15 protein-coding genes and 2 tRNA genes are annotated in these 18,433 nt (G+C 64.5%); 14 read left to right on the top strand and 3 right to left on the bottom strand.

The window, feature by feature from the left end; translation table 11 throughout:
- The first annotated feature begins 99 nt into the window (after positions 1 to 99).
- Entirely contained in the window at positions 100 to 873 is a 774-nt protein-coding gene (locus tag CEW83_RS01915) for a sulfite exporter TauE/SafE family protein (RefSeq protein WP_108947841.1), read from the top strand.
- A 42-nt stretch (positions 874 to 915) separates the two neighbouring features.
- Positions 916 to 2,514 (top strand): malate synthase A, encoded by a 1,599-nt coding sequence (gene aceB / locus CEW83_RS01910; protein ID WP_108947840.1) that lies wholly within the window; start codon positions 916 to 918, stop codon positions 2,512 to 2,514.
- Positions 2,515 to 2,587: 73 nt separating this feature from the next.
- Here aceB and CEW83_RS01905 read toward each other — a convergent pair whose 3' ends face one another.
- Complete coding sequence (locus tag CEW83_RS01905; RefSeq protein WP_159099359.1) at positions 2,588 to 4,105, bottom strand: PHB depolymerase family esterase; 1,518 nt, start codon at positions 4,103 to 4,105, stop codon at positions 2,588 to 2,590.
- Positions 4,106 to 4,345: 240 nt separating this feature from the next.
- Positions 4,346 to 5,068 carry a murein L,D-transpeptidase catalytic domain family protein gene (locus CEW83_RS01900; protein WP_108947838.1) on the bottom strand — a complete coding sequence of 241 codons (723 nt, stop codon included), beginning with the start codon at positions 5,066 to 5,068 and terminating at the stop codon, positions 4,346 to 4,348.
- A 151-nt stretch (positions 5,069 to 5,219) separates the two neighbouring features.
- Here CEW83_RS01900 and CEW83_RS01895 point away from each other — a divergent pair, with 151 nt between their 5' ends.
- The 3 genes from CEW83_RS01895 to CEW83_RS01885 all read left to right on the top strand — a co-directional run bounded on the left by CEW83_RS01895 (position 5,220) and on the right by CEW83_RS01885 (position 7,140).
- The gene (locus CEW83_RS01895; RefSeq protein ID WP_108947837.1) at positions 5,220 to 6,830 is read left to right on the top strand and encodes a L,D-transpeptidase family protein; all 1,611 of its coding nucleotides are present in this window, start codon (positions 5,220 to 5,222) and stop codon (positions 6,828 to 6,830) included.
- A 72-nt stretch (positions 6,831 to 6,902) separates the two neighbouring features.
- Positions 6,903 to 6,979: transfer RNA gene (locus CEW83_RS01890), tRNA-Met, on the top strand.
- A gap of 84 nt (positions 6,980 to 7,063) precedes the next feature.
- Positions 7,064 to 7,140: transfer RNA gene (locus CEW83_RS01885), tRNA-Met, on the top strand.
- Positions 7,141 to 7,347: 207 nt separating this feature from the next.
- Here the strand turns inward: CEW83_RS01885 and dctP are convergent.
- A complete protein-coding gene (gene dctP / locus CEW83_RS01880) occupies positions 7,348 to 8,385 on the bottom strand; it encodes a TRAP transporter substrate-binding protein DctP (RefSeq protein WP_108947836.1) in 1,038 nt (345 codons plus the stop codon).
- Positions 8,386 to 8,723: 338 nt separating this feature from the next.
- Here dctP and CEW83_RS01875 point away from each other — a divergent pair, with 338 nt between their 5' ends.
- The 9 genes from CEW83_RS01875 (at position 8,724) to doeB (ending at position 18,418) form a co-directional block, all read left to right on the top strand.
- Positions 8,724 to 9,293, top strand: coding sequence for a TRAP transporter small permease (locus tag CEW83_RS01875; RefSeq protein WP_108947835.1), 570 nt, complete (start codon positions 8,724 to 8,726; stop codon positions 9,291 to 9,293).
- Positions 9,294 to 9,305: 12 nt separating this feature from the next.
- Positions 9,306 to 10,586 (top strand): TRAP transporter large permease, encoded by a 1,281-nt coding sequence (locus tag CEW83_RS01870; protein ID WP_108947834.1) that lies wholly within the window; start codon positions 9,306 to 9,308, stop codon positions 10,584 to 10,586.
- 13 nt (positions 10,587 to 10,599) lie between these two features.
- Positions 10,600 to 11,364 carry an Asp/Glu racemase gene (locus CEW83_RS01865; protein WP_108947833.1) on the top strand — a complete coding sequence of 255 codons (765 nt, stop codon included), beginning with the start codon at positions 10,600 to 10,602 and terminating at the stop codon, positions 11,362 to 11,364.
- A complete protein-coding gene (eutB, locus tag CEW83_RS01860) occupies positions 11,361 to 12,353 on the top strand; it encodes a hydroxyectoine utilization dehydratase EutB (RefSeq protein ID WP_108947832.1) in 993 nt (330 codons plus the stop codon). Before CEW83_RS01865 ends, eutB begins: the two co-directional genes overlap by 4 nt.
- Positions 12,354 to 12,414: 61 nt before the next feature.
- Entirely contained in the window at positions 12,415 to 13,812 is a 1,398-nt protein-coding gene (locus tag CEW83_RS01855; RefSeq protein WP_108947831.1) for a PLP-dependent aminotransferase family protein, read from the top strand.
- A gap of 177 nt (positions 13,813 to 13,989) precedes the next feature.
- Positions 13,990 to 14,979 carry a cyclodeaminase gene (locus CEW83_RS01850; RefSeq protein ID WP_108947830.1) on the top strand — a complete coding sequence of 330 codons (990 nt, stop codon included), beginning with the start codon at positions 13,990 to 13,992 and terminating at the stop codon, positions 14,977 to 14,979.
- Between the two features lie 25 nt (positions 14,980 to 15,004).
- Positions 15,005 to 16,192, top strand: a complete 1,188-nt coding sequence (gene doeA, locus CEW83_RS01845) for an ectoine hydrolase DoeA (protein ID WP_108947829.1) — start codon at positions 15,005 to 15,007, stop codon at positions 16,190 to 16,192.
- A 40-nt stretch (positions 16,193 to 16,232) separates the two neighbouring features.
- The gene (gene doeA, locus CEW83_RS01840) at positions 16,233 to 17,420 is read left to right on the top strand and encodes an ectoine hydrolase DoeA (protein ID WP_108947828.1); all 1,188 of its coding nucleotides are present in this window, start codon (positions 16,233 to 16,235) and stop codon (positions 17,418 to 17,420) included.
- Positions 17,421 to 17,425: 5 nt separating this feature from the next.
- Entirely contained in the window at positions 17,426 to 18,418 is a 993-nt protein-coding gene (doeB, locus tag CEW83_RS01835) for a N(2)-acetyl-L-2,4-diaminobutanoate deacetylase DoeB (RefSeq protein ID WP_108947827.1), read from the top strand.
- Positions 18,419 to 18,433 lie beyond the last annotated feature (15 nt).

Raw genomic sequence — 18,433 nt, 5'->3', positions numbered from 1 at the left:
AGACAAACCCGATCCAGGACGCTGCGCCCCGGGGGCACCCCTCCCCCGGAGCAGCCAGCGCACCACACACCCTGCAGCAAGCCGTTTCACAGGACAGCAATGGAACTCACCGATATCGCAATCATTGCCTTCGCCGCACTCGCTGCGGGCGCGGTGAACTCCGTTGCCGGTGGCGGGACCTTCTTCTCCTTTCCGGCCCTGCTCGCCATCGGCGTGCCGCCAGTTGTCGCGAATGCAAGCAACTCGGTTTCGCTGTGGCCGGCCAGCCTCGCGAGTGCGTGGGCTTTTCGACGGGAGCTGGCACGTTTCTCCCGCTGCCTGCCGATGCTGACCGTGGTGGCCTTCGCCGGCGGAATCGTCGGTGGCCTGCTCCTGCTCGCCACCTCCAACGCAGCCTTCGCACGGCTGATTCCGTGGCTGCTGCTGCTCGCCACCCTGCTGTTCGCCTTCAGCCGGCAGATTTCCAGCGCACTGAAACGGTTTCGCCCGCTGCCGACTGCGGGCAACACACACCGCATCGGCCGTGGCGGCTTTGTGTTCCAGCTGGCCGTGTCGATCTATGGCGGGTTCTTCGGTGCGGGCATGGGCATCCTGATGATTGCAGCGCTTGCAATCCAGGGCTTTGAAGACATGCATGAGATCAACGCGCTGAAGAACTGGCTCTCCACGGTGATCTACAGCGTGGCCGTCGCCACCTTCACCATCGCCGGCGCGGTGTCCTGGCCGCACACCGTGGTGATGCTGGTCACCGGCACGCTGGGCGGATACCTCGGCGCCCGTGTGGCTCGGCAACTGCCTGCCGCCCTGATCCGCAGCTTCGTCATCCTGATCGGCGCCGTGCTGACCATTTACTACTTCGGCAAAACCGCCTGAAACCCTTTACCGATTTCTGCTCACTTAACTGAAGGATTCCACATGAGCCTCAACCTGCCCCAGGGCATGCAGATCAACGCCCCGATCGAAGCCCGTTTCGACGAAATCCTCACCCCCGAAGCCCTCGCCTTCGTCGCCAAGCTGCATCGTGCCTTCGAGCCCCGCCGCCGCGAACTGCTGCAGGCACGTATCGACCGCCAGGCCCGCATCGACGCCGGCGAGATGCCCGACTTCCTCCCCGAAACGCAGCACATCCGCGATGGCGACTGGCAGGTTGCCCCGCTGCCGAAGGCGCTGGAATGCCGCCGGGTGGAGATCACCGGTCCGGTCGAGCGCAAGATGATCATCAACGCCTTCAACTCGGGCGCTGACTCCTACATGACCGACTTCGAAGACTCGAACAGCCCCAACTGGTCCAACCAGATCCAGGGTCAGGTCAACCTGTTCGACGCGGTGCGCCGCAAGATCAGCTACACCAATGAAGCCGGCAAGGAGTACCGCCTCAACGACAAGATCGCCACCATGCAGGTGCGCCCGCGCGGCTGGCATCTGGACGAAAAGCATGTGCTGGTCGATGGCGAGCGCGTGTCCGGCGGCCTGTTCGACTTCGCCCTGTTCTTCTTCCACAACGCCCGCGAGCAACTGTCGCGCGGCTTCGGCCCCTTCTTCTACCTGCCCAAGCTCGAGAGCCACCTCGAAGCCCGTCTGTGGAACGACATCTTCTGCATGGCGCAGGACGAGATCGGCCTGCCGCGCGGCACGATCAAGGCCACCGTGCTGCTCGAAACCATTCTCGCCACCTTCGAGATGGAAGAGATCCTGTACGAACTGCGCGAACACTCCGCCGGCCTCAACGCCGGGCGCTGGGACTACATCTTCTCGTGCATCAAGAAGTTCAAGAAGAACACCGACTTCTGCCTCGCCAACCGCGCCACGATCAACATGGAAGTGCCCTTCATGCGCAGCTATGCGCTCGCCCTGGTGCAGGCCTGCCACAAGCGCGGCGCCCCGGCCATCGGCGGCATGAGCGCGCTGATCCCGATCAAGAGCGATCCGGAAGCCAACGAAAAAGCCATGGCTGGCATCCGTCACGACAAGAATCGCGACGCCAACGACGGCTATGACGGCGGCTGGGTGGCACATCCGGGCCTGGTGCCGATCGCGATGGAAGCCTTCACCAAGGTGCTGGGCGACCGCCCCAACCAGTGGGACAAGCAGGTCGGCGGCAACTACGGCCCCAGCGACTGGCTCGACTTCCAGCCCGAGCAGCCGATCACCGAGGCTGGCGTGCGCAACAACATCAACGTCGGCATCCACTATCTCGGCAGCTGGCTGGCCGGCAACGGCTGCGTGCCCATCCACAACCTGATGGAGGACGCGGCTACCGCCGAGATCGCACGCTCGCAGATCTGGCAGTGGGTGGTGTCGCCCAAGGGACGCATGGACGATGGCCGTGAAGTGACGGCCGAGCTGATCCGCAGCATGATTCCGGAAGAGCTGGCCAAGGTGAAGGCCACGGTGTCGGCGCAGGGCGAACAGACCGCGACCTACGATCAGGCCGCAGGCATCTTCGAGAAGATGAGCCTCACGCCCGACTTCCCCGAGTTCCTGACCCTGCCGCTGTACGAGGCAATGGACTGATCGGCTCAGCCCTCAAGTGAGTGCCTTGAAGTGAGGACGGCCCCGCGAAATATCGCGGGGCCGTCTCAGTTGATCACGGGCAAACCGCACTCGTCGGCCTGTTGTTGCGCCCCACCACACGATCCTTCGCCAGCGAAAAATACGGATCGCAGGCAGGTGGCGTCGCGCCGGTGCTGACCATGAGCTGCGCGGAAGACAGCCCCTCGGTGCCGCTGGCATCGACCGCACGCACGAGATAACGATACGTGGTCTGCGGCTGCAGCCCGCGATCCACCCAGGACGGTCCATCGAGCGTCACCGCCGTCACCGCATGCATGACGCTGCCGACGCCCGCGTCCGCGCCTTCCCCACGATAGATCCGGTAGCCGGCAGCACCGGCAACCGGCGTCCATGCCAGCGCAACCTGATCCGCAGAACGGTCGACCACCCTCAAGTCGGGCATCTGCGTCGCGACGGGCGCAACGCGTCCTGCGCCACCGCTGGCGAGCTTTTCCACCATGCGCCAGATCGCGGAAATCTGCACCCCGTCGCGGGTCGCATAGTGGCCGGGCATGTCGTAGCCGAAATCGGTGTAACCCCACCAGTCCCAGCACCCCTTCGGATTGAAGGGCGTAATCGGTACCGCGCTGGTGGCGGCGGTCTGCGGATAGAGCACGACGATACGGTTGGCATCGGCCCATTCGTTGAAGCCAGCGCGGGTCACAAAGTCTTTCCCGATCAGTCCGGCCTGCTGCTCGCAACCGTGGAAAGCCACATGCAAGCGGCAGGCTTCACCAGCAGCGCATTCGGCCGGCACATACAGATAGCCCGTGTCCGCCATCGACGCCCGGATCGGGTTCAGCGGCTGGCCACCACGCTGGATGAAGGGGCGCTGGTCGAACTCGCGTACCTGCCCCTTGAGACTGGCAGATGCGCTGCGTGCCAGTGGCCCGTAGAACAGCTGCAGCGCAGCGCCTGCGGCGTCGTAAGTGGGCGCCCCGGCATCGCCGTCGGGGCAGCTGTTGATGAATATCCCGCCCGTCGTCGCACACGGATTGCACGCCGCGCCACTGACGTCCGCACAGCTCGCCGAGACCTGCGCATGCGCCGCACGCAGTTCGTTCTTGTAGAAGATCTGGGTTTCTGGAACAAGACCTGCGTACCAGGTGTGCAAGGCATCGCTGACAGGACGCTTGACGATGCCGTCGTTGTAACCGTGAAAGATCCACACCCGCTGACGCTGCAGATTGCTCACGTCGTCGTTCAGGCCACGGGCAGACCATGCGCGGGCAGCGGCATGCATGTCACTCAGGTTGATATCGGTAATCGGCTGCGCCGGGTAGGACGGGTCGCCCTGCATGCAACGCGCCATCACCTTGCCCACCCCGCTGCCTGCCCATGAATCGCGTCCGGCGCAAAAGTACGGACCGCCCGCTGTGGCAGCAACCCCGCTGATGGTGGCCGCATGCGCGGTACCGAACTGCACCGCCATGAAGGCGCCCGAAGAAATGCCGGACACCGTCGTTTGCGGCAAGTCGAGCACGTATGCGGGCAGATCCTCTGCCATGGCGGGCGCCAGCACCACCAGCGAACTTGCCGCCAGCATCGCCACGATCCCTGTCCGTAGCCGCCACCTTCTCTCAACCGCCATTCCTGTCCCCTCTGTGCAAGGCATTGGTTACCGGGAACATAGACGGCGATCATGCAAACGGCAAGGAATGCGGCGATGGATATCGGCCCGCCTGCGCGCAGCGCCAAGGCGACAGCCAGCACATCCGGCGCGCGAAGCCGTCGCCAGAAAAAAACGGCGCACGCGGCGCCGTTTCATGATCGAGCGGAGTCAAGCCCGCGCTCAGCTACCCAGATCCTGCATCGTCGCGCGGGCGGCCGCCACGGCAGACTCGTTGCAACGCAGGTAGCGCGATGAGGCCAGCCACTTGCGGTCAGGGTAGTAGGAGAAAACGAACTGCCCTTCCTTCAGATGGTCTATCACCCTGCGGGCAACGCCGTCCGCCACGGCAGGACAGCCCTGGCTGCGACCAAGGCGGCCGTTTTCCTCGATGAAGTTCGGATCGACATACGAGGCCCCGTGGATCACGATCGCACGCTCGTAAGCGTTGTCGTTCACACCGGGCTCGAGTCCCTGCATGCGCAGGGAGTAGCCGTTGCGACCGTCGTAGGTTTCGCCAGTGCGAAACAGGCCGATACTGCTCTGGTTGCTGCCGACGCGATTGGAGAAGCTGGTGGCGAGCTCATCACCGGAGTTGCGACCGTGTGCGACCAGTTCCTCGTGCAGCACCTGCCGCTTGTCGAGATCGAACACCCACATGCGCGGCACGTTGGCAGACAGCGAGTAGTCGATTACCGCCAGACGACTCGACGATTCAACCCCTGACGCCGTCGCGCACTGCATGGCGGACAAGGCAAGTTTGAGCACCTTGGGTGCAAGATTTGGCGCAGCAGCGGAAAGCTGCGCCTCGAGAAGTGCGTCCGACGAGCCCGCCGACGCATTTGAAGACAGCACAAACAGAGGCAGGCCCAGCACGAGGGCTGCCTTTCGAAGCAAAACGTTCATTGTGTGAAATCCGTCCGGCTTGACTAGAACTAAGGCGGTATAAGCAAGCGCCCTGCTCTTCTTGTATGTCAATATCGTCCCTGAAGCCCGGCAAAACGCTTTATTTTGCACAAACAGACCGCATCTTATCAGGCAGTTGCAGAAAACGCAGATGAAAAATCGTATTAACTCCCCAATCCGGGCAGTCCTGTTATTCCCGCTGTTTATTGCCGCCCTGCTACCCGGCGTCGCAGCGGCGAACGACAACGCGGTCAGCGCCGAACTGCGCGCGCAGTTGCAGCCCGTGATCGAGGGCCGCGCCCATGACAGCAAGGTGCGCGCAGAACTTGCCCGCGCGTATGCCGCACGAGACTTCGCACCATTGTGGCAAGCGCCTGCAAAGCGCCAGCAGTTGCTCGCCGAGATCGAGGCCCTCGCGGATGACGGCCTGAACCCAGATCACTACCTGGCTGAGCTCCTGCGCAAACCGCTTGCGGCGTCAGGCACTGCCGTGCAGCGCGCGCAGGACGACATCCGGATCAGCGAAGCGTGTACCGCAGCCCTGAATCATCTGCAGCGCGGCGTGCTCGACCCGGCCCGCGCAGGCCACTACTGGCACACCTCCTCGCTGCCTGCACCGAATCTGCCCTCCCCGGCGGCCCAGCTCGGCAAGCCCGGTGACGCCGACCTTGCGGCCCTGTTCAACCGGTTTCGCCCAAAGACGGAGCTCTATACCGCGCTGCGCAAGGCCATGGCTGAAGCCCGTCGGGAGCAGGCCGGGGCCGGCCTGCCTCAGGTGTCACCCGGCCCGACGCTCAAGTCCGGCGTGAGCAGCGCCCGCGTCATCGAACTGCGGGCAAGACTCATTGCCAGTGCCTATCTCGACGCACAGGACAGCTTCAGCCCGCAGATGGACGACACGCTGGTCGAGGCCGTGCGGGCATTTCAGCGCGACCAGGGTCTGGAGGCGGATGGTGCGGTCGGCCCGATCACGCTCGGCGCACTGAACCGCAGCCTCGCGGAACGTCAGGCCATGCTCCGCATCAATCTCGAGCGTTCGCGCTGGCTCGCTGCCCGCCAGCAGGGCGAATACGTGCTGGTGGATATAGCGGGCTATCGCCTCACCTACTTCCGCGACGGCGCCCCCCTGTGGTCGGCCAGAACCCAGGTCGGAACAGCGGCGCGGGAAACACCGGAACTGTTCTCGCGCATCACCCACTTCACCATCAACCCGACCTGGACCGTACCGCCGACCATCCTCAGGAAGGACATCATCCCCAAGGCCAGCACCGACCCGGCGTACCTGGCCAGCCGCAATATCCGTGTTCTCGACCGCGACGGCGACGAGGTCGACCCCGCCACCGTCGACTGGAGCAACACGTCCGGCCTGACCCTGCGCCAGGATGCCGGCGATGGCGCAGCCTTGGGCAAGGTCGCGATCCGCTTCTCCAACCCCTACGCGATCTACCTGCACGACACCCCCAACCAGCGCCAGTTCAAGCGCAGCACGCGCGCATTCAGCTCTGGCTGTGTGCGGGTTGAGGACGCACTCGACCTGGCCAGGCTGCTGATCGAGGGCAACGGCGGCGACGCCCATGTGGCGCGTTTCGAGTCGGTGCTGGCCAGCGGAAAGACCGGCAATCTGAGCCTCGCGGGCTCCGTCCCGATCATCATCGCCTACCTCACCGCCGCCCCGGACGCCGAAGGTCGCATCACCTACCGCCCCGACATCTACAGCCGCGATGCCGAGCTGATGGCAGCCCTCGATACGGTCTCGAAGTAATCCCTTCGAAACGGTTTTTTCAGGTTTACCTTGATTTTCAGCCCCGCGTTGTTTATAGTGCTGCTTCTCCGACGCGGGGTGGAGCAGTCTGGCAGCTCGTCGGGCTCATAACCCGAAGGTCGCAGGTTCAAATCCTGCCCCCGCAACCAAGATTCACGAAAAGGCCAGTCGCCGTTTCCTGACTGGCCTTTTTGATTCAGCTTCAAGCTGCGCAAGCAGTGCACGATCTCCGACGCGGGGTGGAGCAGTCTGGCAGCTCGTCGGGCTCATAACCCGAAGGTCGCAGGTTCAAATCCTGCCCCCGCAACCAAGCTTCAGCATCAAAGCCAATCACTTCACGGTGGTTGGCTTTTTTGTTTTCAGCTCACCGATCTCGCCCGGATCAAGCCCCGTTCGCACCAGCAAGACCTGCCTTCACGACGCAACAGTCCAGCGCCCCCTGCCTGAAAAAACGGAGCAGGCCCTTCCAGGCCCGCTCCGTTTTCATCTCATCCGCGCGCGTGGCGCAGAGGCTCGATCAGTTGGTAGCCATCGTCTTTACCGCTGCATCGATATCAGCCTTGAGTTCCTTCAGGATGACGTCGGTACGCCCACCCACCATGTCGACGAGCTTCTGTCCCAGCGGCTCGGCCCGCTTGCGGAAGACATCGCGCTCGGCGTCGGTCAGTCTGACGATCTTCAACTTCGGATTGTCCTTGCGCATCTTGTCGACCGCAGCGGCGTTCTTCTCCCGCTCAGTCTTCAGGATGTACTGCTGCAACTCGTCCCGAACCTCAGCAAGCATCTTCTTGCGCTCGGGTGACAGCCCGGCGTAGAAATCCGCATTGGCCACCACCGTGGTCGTGTATTCGACATCGCCCACGTAGATCAGATGGTCCGTAACCTCGTGGAACTTCGCGCTCTCGATGAAGAAGGCCGGATTGACCTGCGCCTGGATAACGTTCATCTGCAAACCACCGTAGATCTCGCCCCATGGCAAGGCCACCGGGTTCGCGCCGTACAGTTTGAACTGCTCGATGAGGATAGGCGACGTCATCACGCGGAACTTCACGTCGCCAAGATCAGCCGGTTTGCGGACCTCCTTCTTGGTTGTCCAGATCATCTCGCCTTCGGGGTAGATCGTGAACAGCTTCAGCCCCTTGGCTGCGAAGTCCTTCGCCAGCGAGCCGTACAGCGCCTTGCTGTTCGACAGCACGGCCGCCTTGGGCGCGTCCGCCTCGGGCAAAAGGAAGGGGAGGCTCAGCACCTGGACCTCGGGCACGAAAGTGCCGAGATGGCCCGGCGAGGCGTTTGAAAACTGCACTGCGCCGGCGGCGGTAAGCTCAGTCAGGTCATTCTCGTTACCGAGCTGGCCGTAGGTGTAGATCGTGACCTTGACCTTGCCGTCCGTGCGCTTCTCGATCAGCTTCTTGAACTGCTCGGCGTAGAGGGTCTGCACATCGCCCGGCCCCTCTTCGACCGCGAACTTCCAATCTTCGGCGCTTGCGACACCGACGGCTGCAAGACTGATCGCCGCACCGGCAAGCAATTGCTTGAGGGTCTTCGTAATGGCCATTGTTTCGTTCTCCGTCCTGAATGGTTTAATGGGCCTGGCGCCGCCCCTGCGGCAACTCGACACGGATCCGAGCCTACGCCGAAGATGTCCCTCGACAATTGCACTAGAACATTTTTCGAATGCACCAAAATGGAATCCCACGATGGTGCATGTGCACATTAATAGTGCGATGTCAAGATTGTTCTAGTGCATTCGACCGGCCATGCGCGCCACCATAGACTGGTCCCGTCGAAAAAGACCAACTCACGCGACGATCGAACTAGGCTAATCATGGCCGGGACCACATTCATGCACGCAACGCCTGCGCAGGATGACTCCTGCAGATGGAGGAGATACCGATGGACGAAGCGCCCAAGCAGGGCTTGATCCTGCAAATATTACGCCGCATCGACCATGGACTGGCCGTACTGGAAAAGCAGCTTCTTGCCTGGGCCATCATTCTGATGGCGGTCAACACTTTGGGCAATGTCGTGGCGCGCGTCGGCTTCAACAGCAGTTTGTTCTTCTCCGAGGAGCTCAATCAGTTCCTGATTGTGCTGATTACCTTCGTCGGCACCAGTGCGGCGGCTCGTCAGGGGCGCCACATCCGGATGTCGGCATTCACCGACATGCTTCCGGTCGAATACCGCCGCTGGGCGCTCGCCGCGATCCAGGCGTTTACGGCTGTTGTGCTCGCGCTGCTCGCCTGGTACGCGACAACCTACATCCTGCGCACCCAGGCCATGGGCCGCGTCACCCCCGCGCTGCAGTTCCCGATGTGGATCACCTTGCTTTGGATTCCGTTGGGTCTGGCCATCGCGACGCTGCAATTCTGGCTCACCGCCCTCGTCAACATGCGCACCCCCGGCAGCGTCCATGTCGCGCCGGGCATCCGTGAGCATGACGAAATCGACATGCCGACGATCTGAGGAGACGACATCATGGCGCTCACAATCCTGCTCATCATGGTTTTCATGATGCTGACGGGCTTCCCGATGATGGTGCCGATGTTGACCGCGACCTTCGTGGCCTTCTTCGTGTACTTCCCGAGTCTCAAGACCGACATCATGGTGCAGCAGATGATCAGCGGCATCAGCCCGGTGGCGCTGATCACGGTACCGATGTTCATCCTCGCTGCAGACATCGTCACCCGAGGACGTACCGCGAACAGACTGCTCGATCTCGCAATGACCTTCTTCGGTCACATCCGCGGCGGCCTGGCGGTAACGGCAGCAGTCGCGTGCACGCTGTTCGGCGCGATCTCGGGGTCCACGCAGGCAACCGTGGTCGCCATCGGCGGCCCGCTGCGCCCGCGCATGCTGAAGGCCGGCTACGACGACAAGTTCACGACTGCGCTGATCATCAACGCCTCGGACATCGCCTTCCTGATCCCGCCCAGCATCGGCATGATCGTATTCGGGATCGTCGGCAAGGTATCGATCGCCGAGCTCTTCCTCGCCGGTATTGGCCCCGGGCTGCTGATTCTCGTGCTGTTCACCATGTTCTCGGTCTGGTACGCGTGGAGGAAGAACATTCCGCTGCTGCCGCGCGCGAGCTGGGGCGAACGCCTGCTTGCGGTGCGCAAGGCCGCGCTCGCGACGTTCTTCCCGGTGCTGATCGTGGGCGGGCTGTACGGCGGTTTCTTCAGCCCGACCGAAGTCGCCGCCATCGCGGTGCTCTACGCCTTCGTGCTGGAGGTATTCATCTACCGCGCGGTGAAGCTCTCCGACATCCCCAGCATCGCCTACTCGACGGGACTGATTACCGGCATCGTGTTCGTCCTCGTGGGCACCGGCGCCGCCTTCTCGTGGATCATTTCCTTCGCCCAGATTCCGCAACAACTGATCGGCGCGCTGGGACTCGCCGAGGCCGGGCCCTACACCATCCTGTTCGCAATCTCGATTGCATTCTTCATCGGCTGCATGTTTGTCGACCCGATCGTCGTCACCCTGATCATGACGCCGATCTTCATGCCGCTGGTGCAGTCGGCCGGTATCGACCCGGTGCTCGTCGGCACCATCGTCACCATGCAGATGGCCATCGGCTCGTGCACACCACCCTTCGGCTGCGACATCTTCACCGCCTGCGCAATCTTCCGCAAACCCTACCTGGAAGTGATCCGCGGCACACCGCCCTTCATCGCCATCCTGCTGTTCGCATCGTTGCTGCTGATCTTCATCCCCGAGATCGCCCTGACCCTGCCCACACTCGCCTACCGCTGACCCGGAGATTGCCTTGCGCATCGATACGCTCATTACCGCCACACTCACGCCCGCATCGGACCGCGCCCGCATCGGCCTGCTCGGTCTGGCCACCGATCTCAACAGCGAAGCGGACCTGCGCCGTATGCTGCCGGCCGATATCGGGCTGTACTGCAACCGTGTCAGGCACGCCAACCCGATGACGCTGGAGACCCTGCGCAGCGTCGCCGACGACCTGCCGCGCGCCGGGCGCGATCTGCTGCCGGGTCTGACGCTCGACGTCGTCGTCTACGGCTGCACCTCGGGCACGCTCGCGCTGGGCGAGGCCGAGACGCTGGCGCTGATCGCCCGCTCCAAGCCGTCGCACTACCAGACTACGCCGGTCACCGCCAGCCTCGCCGCCCTGAAACGGCTCGGCGCGCGCCGGGTATCGATCCTGACACCCTACCGCGCGGACGTGAACCGCGCGCTCGGCGAATACTACGCAAGCCGCGGCCTGGAGGTGCTGAACGTGTCCGGCCTCGACATGGACGATGATTACGCGATGACTGCGATCCCGCCGGAAACGATCGTCGAGGCGGGTCTTCGTGCAATGGCACCCGATGCCGACGCGCTGTTCATCTCGTGCACGGCGCTGCGCGCGAGTCTCGCGGTGGAGGCGCTCGAGAAGGCGCTCGGCCGCCCGGTGGTCACCAGCAACCAGGCCATCGTCTGGCATGCGCTGGATCTCGTCGGTCTCACCGCGCCGACCGCGCCCGGCCAGCTGTTCGATACCCTTCAGGAGCACACGCCGCAATGAACTGGGACATCCGTCTGATCGACCTCTACCGCGCCCGCCACCGCATCCGTGGCCGCGTGCTGCATACCCCGCTCGTCGCCTCCGCGAGCCTGTCGGGCCACATCGGCACCCCGGTGCACCTCAAACTCGAATGTCACCAGATCACCGGCAGTTTCAAACTGCGCGGCGCAACCAATGCCCTGCTCGCACTCGACGATGCCGCGCGCGCGCGCGGCGTGATCGGCGTATCCACGGGCAACCACGGCCGTGCACTCGCCCATGCGGCAAAACAGGCTGGCGTGCGCGCAGTGATCTGCATGTCGCGCCTGGTGCCGTCGAACAAGGTCGACGCGATCCGCGCGCTCGGCGCCGAAGTCCATATCGTCGGCGCAAGCCAGGACGAAGCCGAGCACGAGGTTGCCCGGCTCGTCCGAACCGAGGGACTCACCCTGCTTCCACCATTCGATCACCGCGACGTGATCGCTGGCCAGGGCACGGTCGGACTGGAGATTCTCGACGACCTTCCCGCTGTCGACACCGTGCTGGTGCCACTGTCGGGTGGCGGCCTGCTCGCCGGTGTCGCGCTCGCAATGAAGAGTGCCTCGCGCGACATCCGCGTCATCGGCATCACCATGGAGCGCGGGTGCGCGATGCACGCCAGCCTCGCCGCCGGCCACCCGGTGCAGGTCGAAGAACTGGAAACGCTTGCCGACTCGCTCGGCGGCGGTATCGGTCTCGACAATCGCTACACCTTCGGCATGGCCCGCGAACTGGTCGACGAAACGATGCTAGTCTCGGAGGAAGACATCGCGCAGGCCATCAGGCACGCCTATCGCGAAGAACAGCTCATTCTGGAAGGCAGTGGCGCGGTCGGCATTGCCGCACTGCTCTCTGGTCGAGTGCGGGCGCCCGGCACGACGGTCGTTCTCGCCAGCGGCGCAAACATCGACATGGCGCTGCATCGTCGCCTCGTCTGCGAACAGGTCGAGGAGTGCGCCACGCAGCCCTGAGTCCGCAACCCTCCTGCCCCGAAACCGACATCGGGCGCGGGCATAGAGCCAGGAGCACCCCATGATGGAACATTGGCGAAAGGCACTGGACGCAGCACGCGGCGGAGAATCGAAATACAAGATCCTCGTCCAGGCGATTGCCGCCGACATCGACGACGGCACGCTTGCCGAGGGCACCCGCCTGCCACCGCAGCGCGAAGTCGGGCACAAGCTGGGCATCAGCGTGCAGACCGTCACCAATGCGTACAAGGAACTCGAGCAGCATGGGGCGATCCGCTGCGAGGTCGGGCGCGGCAGCTTCGTGGCAAAGCGCGTCACCGAAAAGGTCGCAAGTTACATGCTCGATCGAGCAGAACGTTCGCTGATCGATTTTTCCATCGCGCGCCTGGTCTATACCGATGCGCATGATGAGGCATGGCGCAGCGCCTGTGGCGCCCTGGCCGCGCAGGCGGACCAGCCGTGGATGCGCGCGTGCCGGCCGATTGCCGGCTTCGAGCACCACCGCGCGGCAGGAGTGGAGTGGCTTGCGGGTCTGGGCATGACGGCTTCGATCGAGACCCTGCTGATCACCAACGGTGCCTCGCATGCGCAATTCCTCGCCCTCGCCTCGCTGGTCAACCCCGGCGACGTGGTCCTGACCGACAGCCTCACCGACCATGGCGTGATCGGCTCCGCCCAGGTGCTCGGCTTCACACTCAAGGGGCTGGATTCCGATGAATACGGCATCCAGCCCGACCACTTCGAAGACATGTGTGCAAATGAGCGGATCACCGCGCTGGTGTGCACCCCGAATCTGAACAATCCTACCGGCGCGGTGATGCCGGATTCGCGTCGGCGCGCAATTTCCCGAATTGCGGAACGCTACGGCGTGTACGTGATCGAGGACGATGTGTTCGGAGCATTGCTCGCGCAGCGTCCGCCCCCCATCACCAGTCATCTTCCCGAACTCGGTTTCTATCTGACGAGCTTCACCAAGTCGGTGCTGACCGGCTTGCGCACAGGCTACCTCAGCATGCCGCGGCGACTCGCACTGCGGGTCGAGAGCATCCTGCGCGTCAATAGCTGGATGGCGACCCCGCTGCTCGCCGAAGTCGCAACGCGCTGGATCGCCGACGGCACCGCCATCCGGCTGGTCGAACTGCAACGCGAGCGCCTGGCAATGCGGCACCGTAGCGTCGAGGAGCACCTGGGCGAATTCACGCTATCGAACCATCCGTCGGCGCTGTCCGCATGGGTCGGCGTGCCGAAGCACTGGCAACTCGACAGCCTGGTCGAACAGCTGCGCCATCGCCTGGTCGCAGTCACGGCGCCCGACCCCTTCCTGACACCCGGCACGCCGCGCCCAAGCGCCATCCGGATCTGCCTCGGGGCAGATGGCAGCGATGTCCGCATCAATGGCGCGCTGGCGACGATCGCCAACGTCTTCCGCCAGTATCCCCAGGTGCACCACTACCTGTGAACGACCGCCGCACCGCGGCGGCCATCGCACCGAGGCCGCCGCTGAACATTGCTGCGGCAATTCCGCAAAAACGGCAGTCATTGCACTAGGACAAGCAGAACACCTGACCCGCCCTCCTACACTGATCCGCAATCCCCGACGCATCTGCGTGGGGCGTTCCGGACCGAAGAGGGCTTCATGTCGAAAGTCATCCTGTTGAGCGAATCCGATCTGCGCGCCTGCGTCACGCTCGACGCAAGCACAATAGACTGCGTCGAACACGCGTTCCGCCTGCTCGCCACCGAGAAAGTCGTCATGCCGGCGATCCTGCGGCTCGACATCAAGGAACACAACGGCGAAGTCGACGTCAAGACGGCCTACCTGCCAGGGATCGACAGCTTTGCGATCAAGGTAAGCCCGGGCTTCTTCGACAATCCCAGCCTGGGTCTGCCAAGCCTGAACGGCATGATGGTGCTGCTCTCCGCCCGCACTGGCGTGCCCGAGGCCTTGCTGCTGGACAACGGCTACCTTACGGCGGTGCGCACGGCCGCTGCCGGCGCGGTGGCGGCACGCTGGCTTGCCCGCGAGGATGCAAGTCGCGTCGCCGTGATCGGCGCCGGCGAACAGGCGCGTCTGCAGCTCAAGGCACTGACGCTGGTACGCGGGATCGAGTCGGCCACGGTGTGGGCCCCGCGCATCGAAGCGGCACGGCGCTTCGCAGATGAGATGAGCCGCGCACTCGGCCTGCATGTGAGCGCCTGCGCAGACATCGCCGCCGCGCTCGACGGCGCCGACATCGCCGTCACGACCACCCCCAGCCATGCACCGCTGATTGAGGCGCACCACCTGCATTCCGGCCTGCACATCACGGCAATGGGATCTGATGCAGAGCACAAGAACGAGATCGCCCCGGCCGCGCTGGCTGCCGCACGCTACGTCTGCGACCGCCTGAGTCAGGTGCGCGTGCTCGGCGAACTTCACCACGCAATCGACGCCGGACTGCTTGCCGCCGATACCGACTTTCCCGAACTGGGCCAGATCATCGCCGGCCAGCGACCGGGCCGCACGCACCGCGACGAAGTGACGATCTGCGACCTCACCGGCACCGGCGCCCAGGACACCGCCATTGCGACCATGGCCTTCTCGCGGGCCGTCGCCGGCGGGTATGGCACCGCATTCGAATCCTGATACCGCGCCAGACCGGAGAGCGCCCATGCCCGACCACATCAACCTGCCTTTCGAACGCACCGAGTACGCCAGCCGTCTCGCCAGAACCCGTGCAGCGATGGACGCACGCGGCATCGAGGTGCTGATCGTCACCGACCCGACCAACATGAACTGGCTCACCGGTTACGACGGCTGGTCCTTCTATGTGCACCAGTGCGTCATCGTCGGCCCCGAGGGCGAGCCGGTGTGGTTCGGTCGCGGGCAGGATGCCAACGGCGCACGCCGCACCGCCTGGATCGCCGAAGCCAACATCGTCGGCTACCCGGACCACTACGTGCAGTCACCCGAGCGCCACCCGATGGACTACCTCGCCAGCGAGCTCATCGCCGCACGCGGCTGGGCCGGCAAGCGCATCGGGGTCGAGCTCGACAACTATTACTTCTCCGCTGCCGCCTACCTGTCCTTGGAGAAGCACCTGCCGCAGGCCAGCCTTGTCGACGCCACCGCGCTCGTGAACTGGCAGCGCGCCGTGAAGTCGCCGCGCGAGATCGAGTACATGCGCATCGCCGCACGCATCGTCGAGCGCATGCACCAGACCATCGTCGACACCATCGAGCCCGGCATGCGCAAGAACGAGCTCGTCGCCCGCATCTATTCGGCTGGCATCGAAGGCGCCGACGGCCACGGCGGCGACTACCCGGCCATCGTGCCGCTGCTGCCCACCGGGGCCGACGCCGCAGCGCCCCACCTGACCTGGGACGACAGCCCCATGCTCAGCGGCGCCGGCACCTTCTTCGAAATCGCCGGCTGCTACCGCCGCTACCACTGCCCGCAGTCGCGCACCGTCTTTCTCGGCCGCCCGCCCAAGCACTTCATCGAGGCCGAGAAAGCCGTGGTCGAAGGCATCCACGCCGGCCTCGACGCTGCCCGCCCGGGCAACACCTGCGAACACATCGCCAACGCCTTCTTCAAGGTGCTGCAGAGCTACGGCATCGAGAAGAACAGCCGCTGCGGCTACCCGATCGGCGCGAGCTACCCGCCCGACTGGGGCGAGCGCACCATGAGCCTCAGACCCGGCGACCGTACCGAACTGCGCCCCGGCATGACCTTCCACTTCATGCCCGGCATCTGGGAGGACGACTGGGGCCTCGAGATCACCGAAAGCATCCTCATCACCGAAACCGGCGTCGAGACCCTGTGCAACACGCCACGCAAACTCTTCATCAAGGAATGAGCGCGGGAGACCCCGCTGCGACCAGGAAAAGGAGAAACCCATGCCGCAAGACGTAAACCTGCCGTTTGAGCGTGCCGAATACACGGCCCGTCTCGCCAAGACCCGCGCCGCGATGGAGGCACGCGGCATCGAGGTGCTGATCGTCACCGACCCGACCAACATGTACTGGCTCACCGGTTACGACGGCTGGTCCTTCTATGTGCACCAGTGCGTGATCGTCGGCCCTGAGGGCGACCCGGTGTGGTTCGGCCGCGGCATGGACGGTAACGGCGCCGACCGCACCGTCTATATGTCGGCCGCAGACATCGTGCGCTACCCCGACCAGTACGTGCAGTCGACCGAACGCCACCCGATGGACTACCTCGCCAGCGAGCTCATCGCCGCACGCGGCTGGGCCGGCAAGCGCATCGGGGTCGAGCTCGACAACTACTACTTCTCCGCCGCCGCCTACCTGTCGCTGGCGAAGAACCTGCCGCAGGCCAGCCTTGTCGACGCCACCGCACTGGTGAACTGGCAGCGCGCCGTGAAGTCGCCGCGCGAGATCGAGTACATGCGCATCGCCGCGAAGATCGTCGAGCGCATGCACCAGACCATCGTCGACACCATCGAGCCCGGCATGCGCAAGAACGAGCTTGTCGCCCGCATCTACGCCGCCGGCATCGAAGGCGCTGACGGCCACGGCGGCGACTATCCGGCCATCGTGCCGCTGCTGCCCACCGGGGCCGACGCCGCCGCACCGCACCTGACCTGGGACGACAGCCCGATGCGCTCGGGCGCCGGCACCTTCTTCGAGATCGCCGGCTGCTACCGCCGCTACCACTGCCCGCAGTCGCGCACCGTCTTTCTCGGCCGCCCGCCCAAGCACTTCATCGAAGCAGAAAAGGCCGTGGTCGAAGGCATCCACGCCGGCCTCGATGCCGCCCGCCCCGGCAACACCTGCGAGCACATCGCCAACGCCTTCTTCAAGGTGCTGCAAAGCTACGGCATCGAGAAGAACAGCCGCTGCGGCTACCCGATCGGCGCGAGCTACCCGCCCGACTGGGGCGAGCGCACGATGAGCCTCAGACCCGGCGACCGTACCGAACTGCGCCCCGGCATGACCTTCCACTTCATGCCCGGCATCTGGGAAGACGACTGGGGCCTCGAGATCACCGAAAGCATCCTCATCACCGAAACCGGCGTCGAGACCCTGTGCAACACGCCGCGCAAACTCTTCATCAAGGAATGAGCGCAATGAAACCCTCCCCGATCAGTGCCTCGGTCGACTTCGAGCGCGACGGCGTGCAGCACGGCTTCCTGAAGCTGCCCTATTCGCGCGACGACGCCGCATGGGGCGCGGTAATGATTCCGGTCACGGTGGTCCGCAATGGCGACGGTCCCACTGCGCTCCTGACCGGCGGCAACCATGGCGACGAATACGAAGGCCCGATCGCACTCACCAAGCTCGCGGCGACGCTCTCTGCCGACGACGTGCGTGGCCGCGTGATCATCGTTCCCTACATGAACTATCCGGCCTTCCGCGCCGGCACGCGTACGTCGCCGATCGACCGCGGCAACCTCAACCGCAGCTTTCCGGGCAGGCCGGACGGCACGGTCACCGAGAAGATCGCCGACTACGTGCAGCGCCATCTGCTGCCGCTCGCCGACTACGTACTGGACATCCACTCCGGCGGCAAGACGCTGGATTTCCTGCCCTTCGCCGCCATCCACGTACTCGACGACAAGGGCCAGCAGGCGCGCTGCGAGACCGCAATGCAGGCCTTCAATGCGCCCTACTCGATGCGCCTGCTCGAACTCGACAGCGTCGGCATGTTCGACACCGCAGCGGAATCCGCCGGCAAGGTCTTCGTCTCGACCGAACTCGGCGGCGGCGGCAGCGCGACGGCCAGGAGCACCGCCGTCGCCGACCGCGGCGTGCGCCAGTTCCTGATTCACGCCGGCATCTGCGCAGGCCGCGTCGAGCATCGCGACACCATCACCCTCGACATGCCCGACGGCGACTGCTACGTGACCAGTCTGCACGACGGCCTGCTCGAGATGTGCCGCGACCTCGGCGACCGCATCGAACAGGACGAAGTGGTCGCGCGTGTGCATGACGTGACCCGCACCGGCGAACCCCCTGTCGAGTACCGCGCGCGCCGCAGCGGCATCCTTGCCGCACGCCACTTCCCCGGGCTGATCACCCGCGGCGACACACTCGCGGTGGTCGCCGAAATCGTTGCCTGACCCATCCGCAACTGC

The organism is Parazoarcus communis (assembly GCF_003111645.1).
Classification (GTDB): domain Bacteria; phylum Pseudomonadota; class Gammaproteobacteria; order Burkholderiales; family Rhodocyclaceae; genus Parazoarcus; species Parazoarcus communis_A.
The sequence above is the reverse complement of the archived record's forward strand: the minus strand, read 5'-3'. Positions and strand labels throughout refer to the sequence as shown.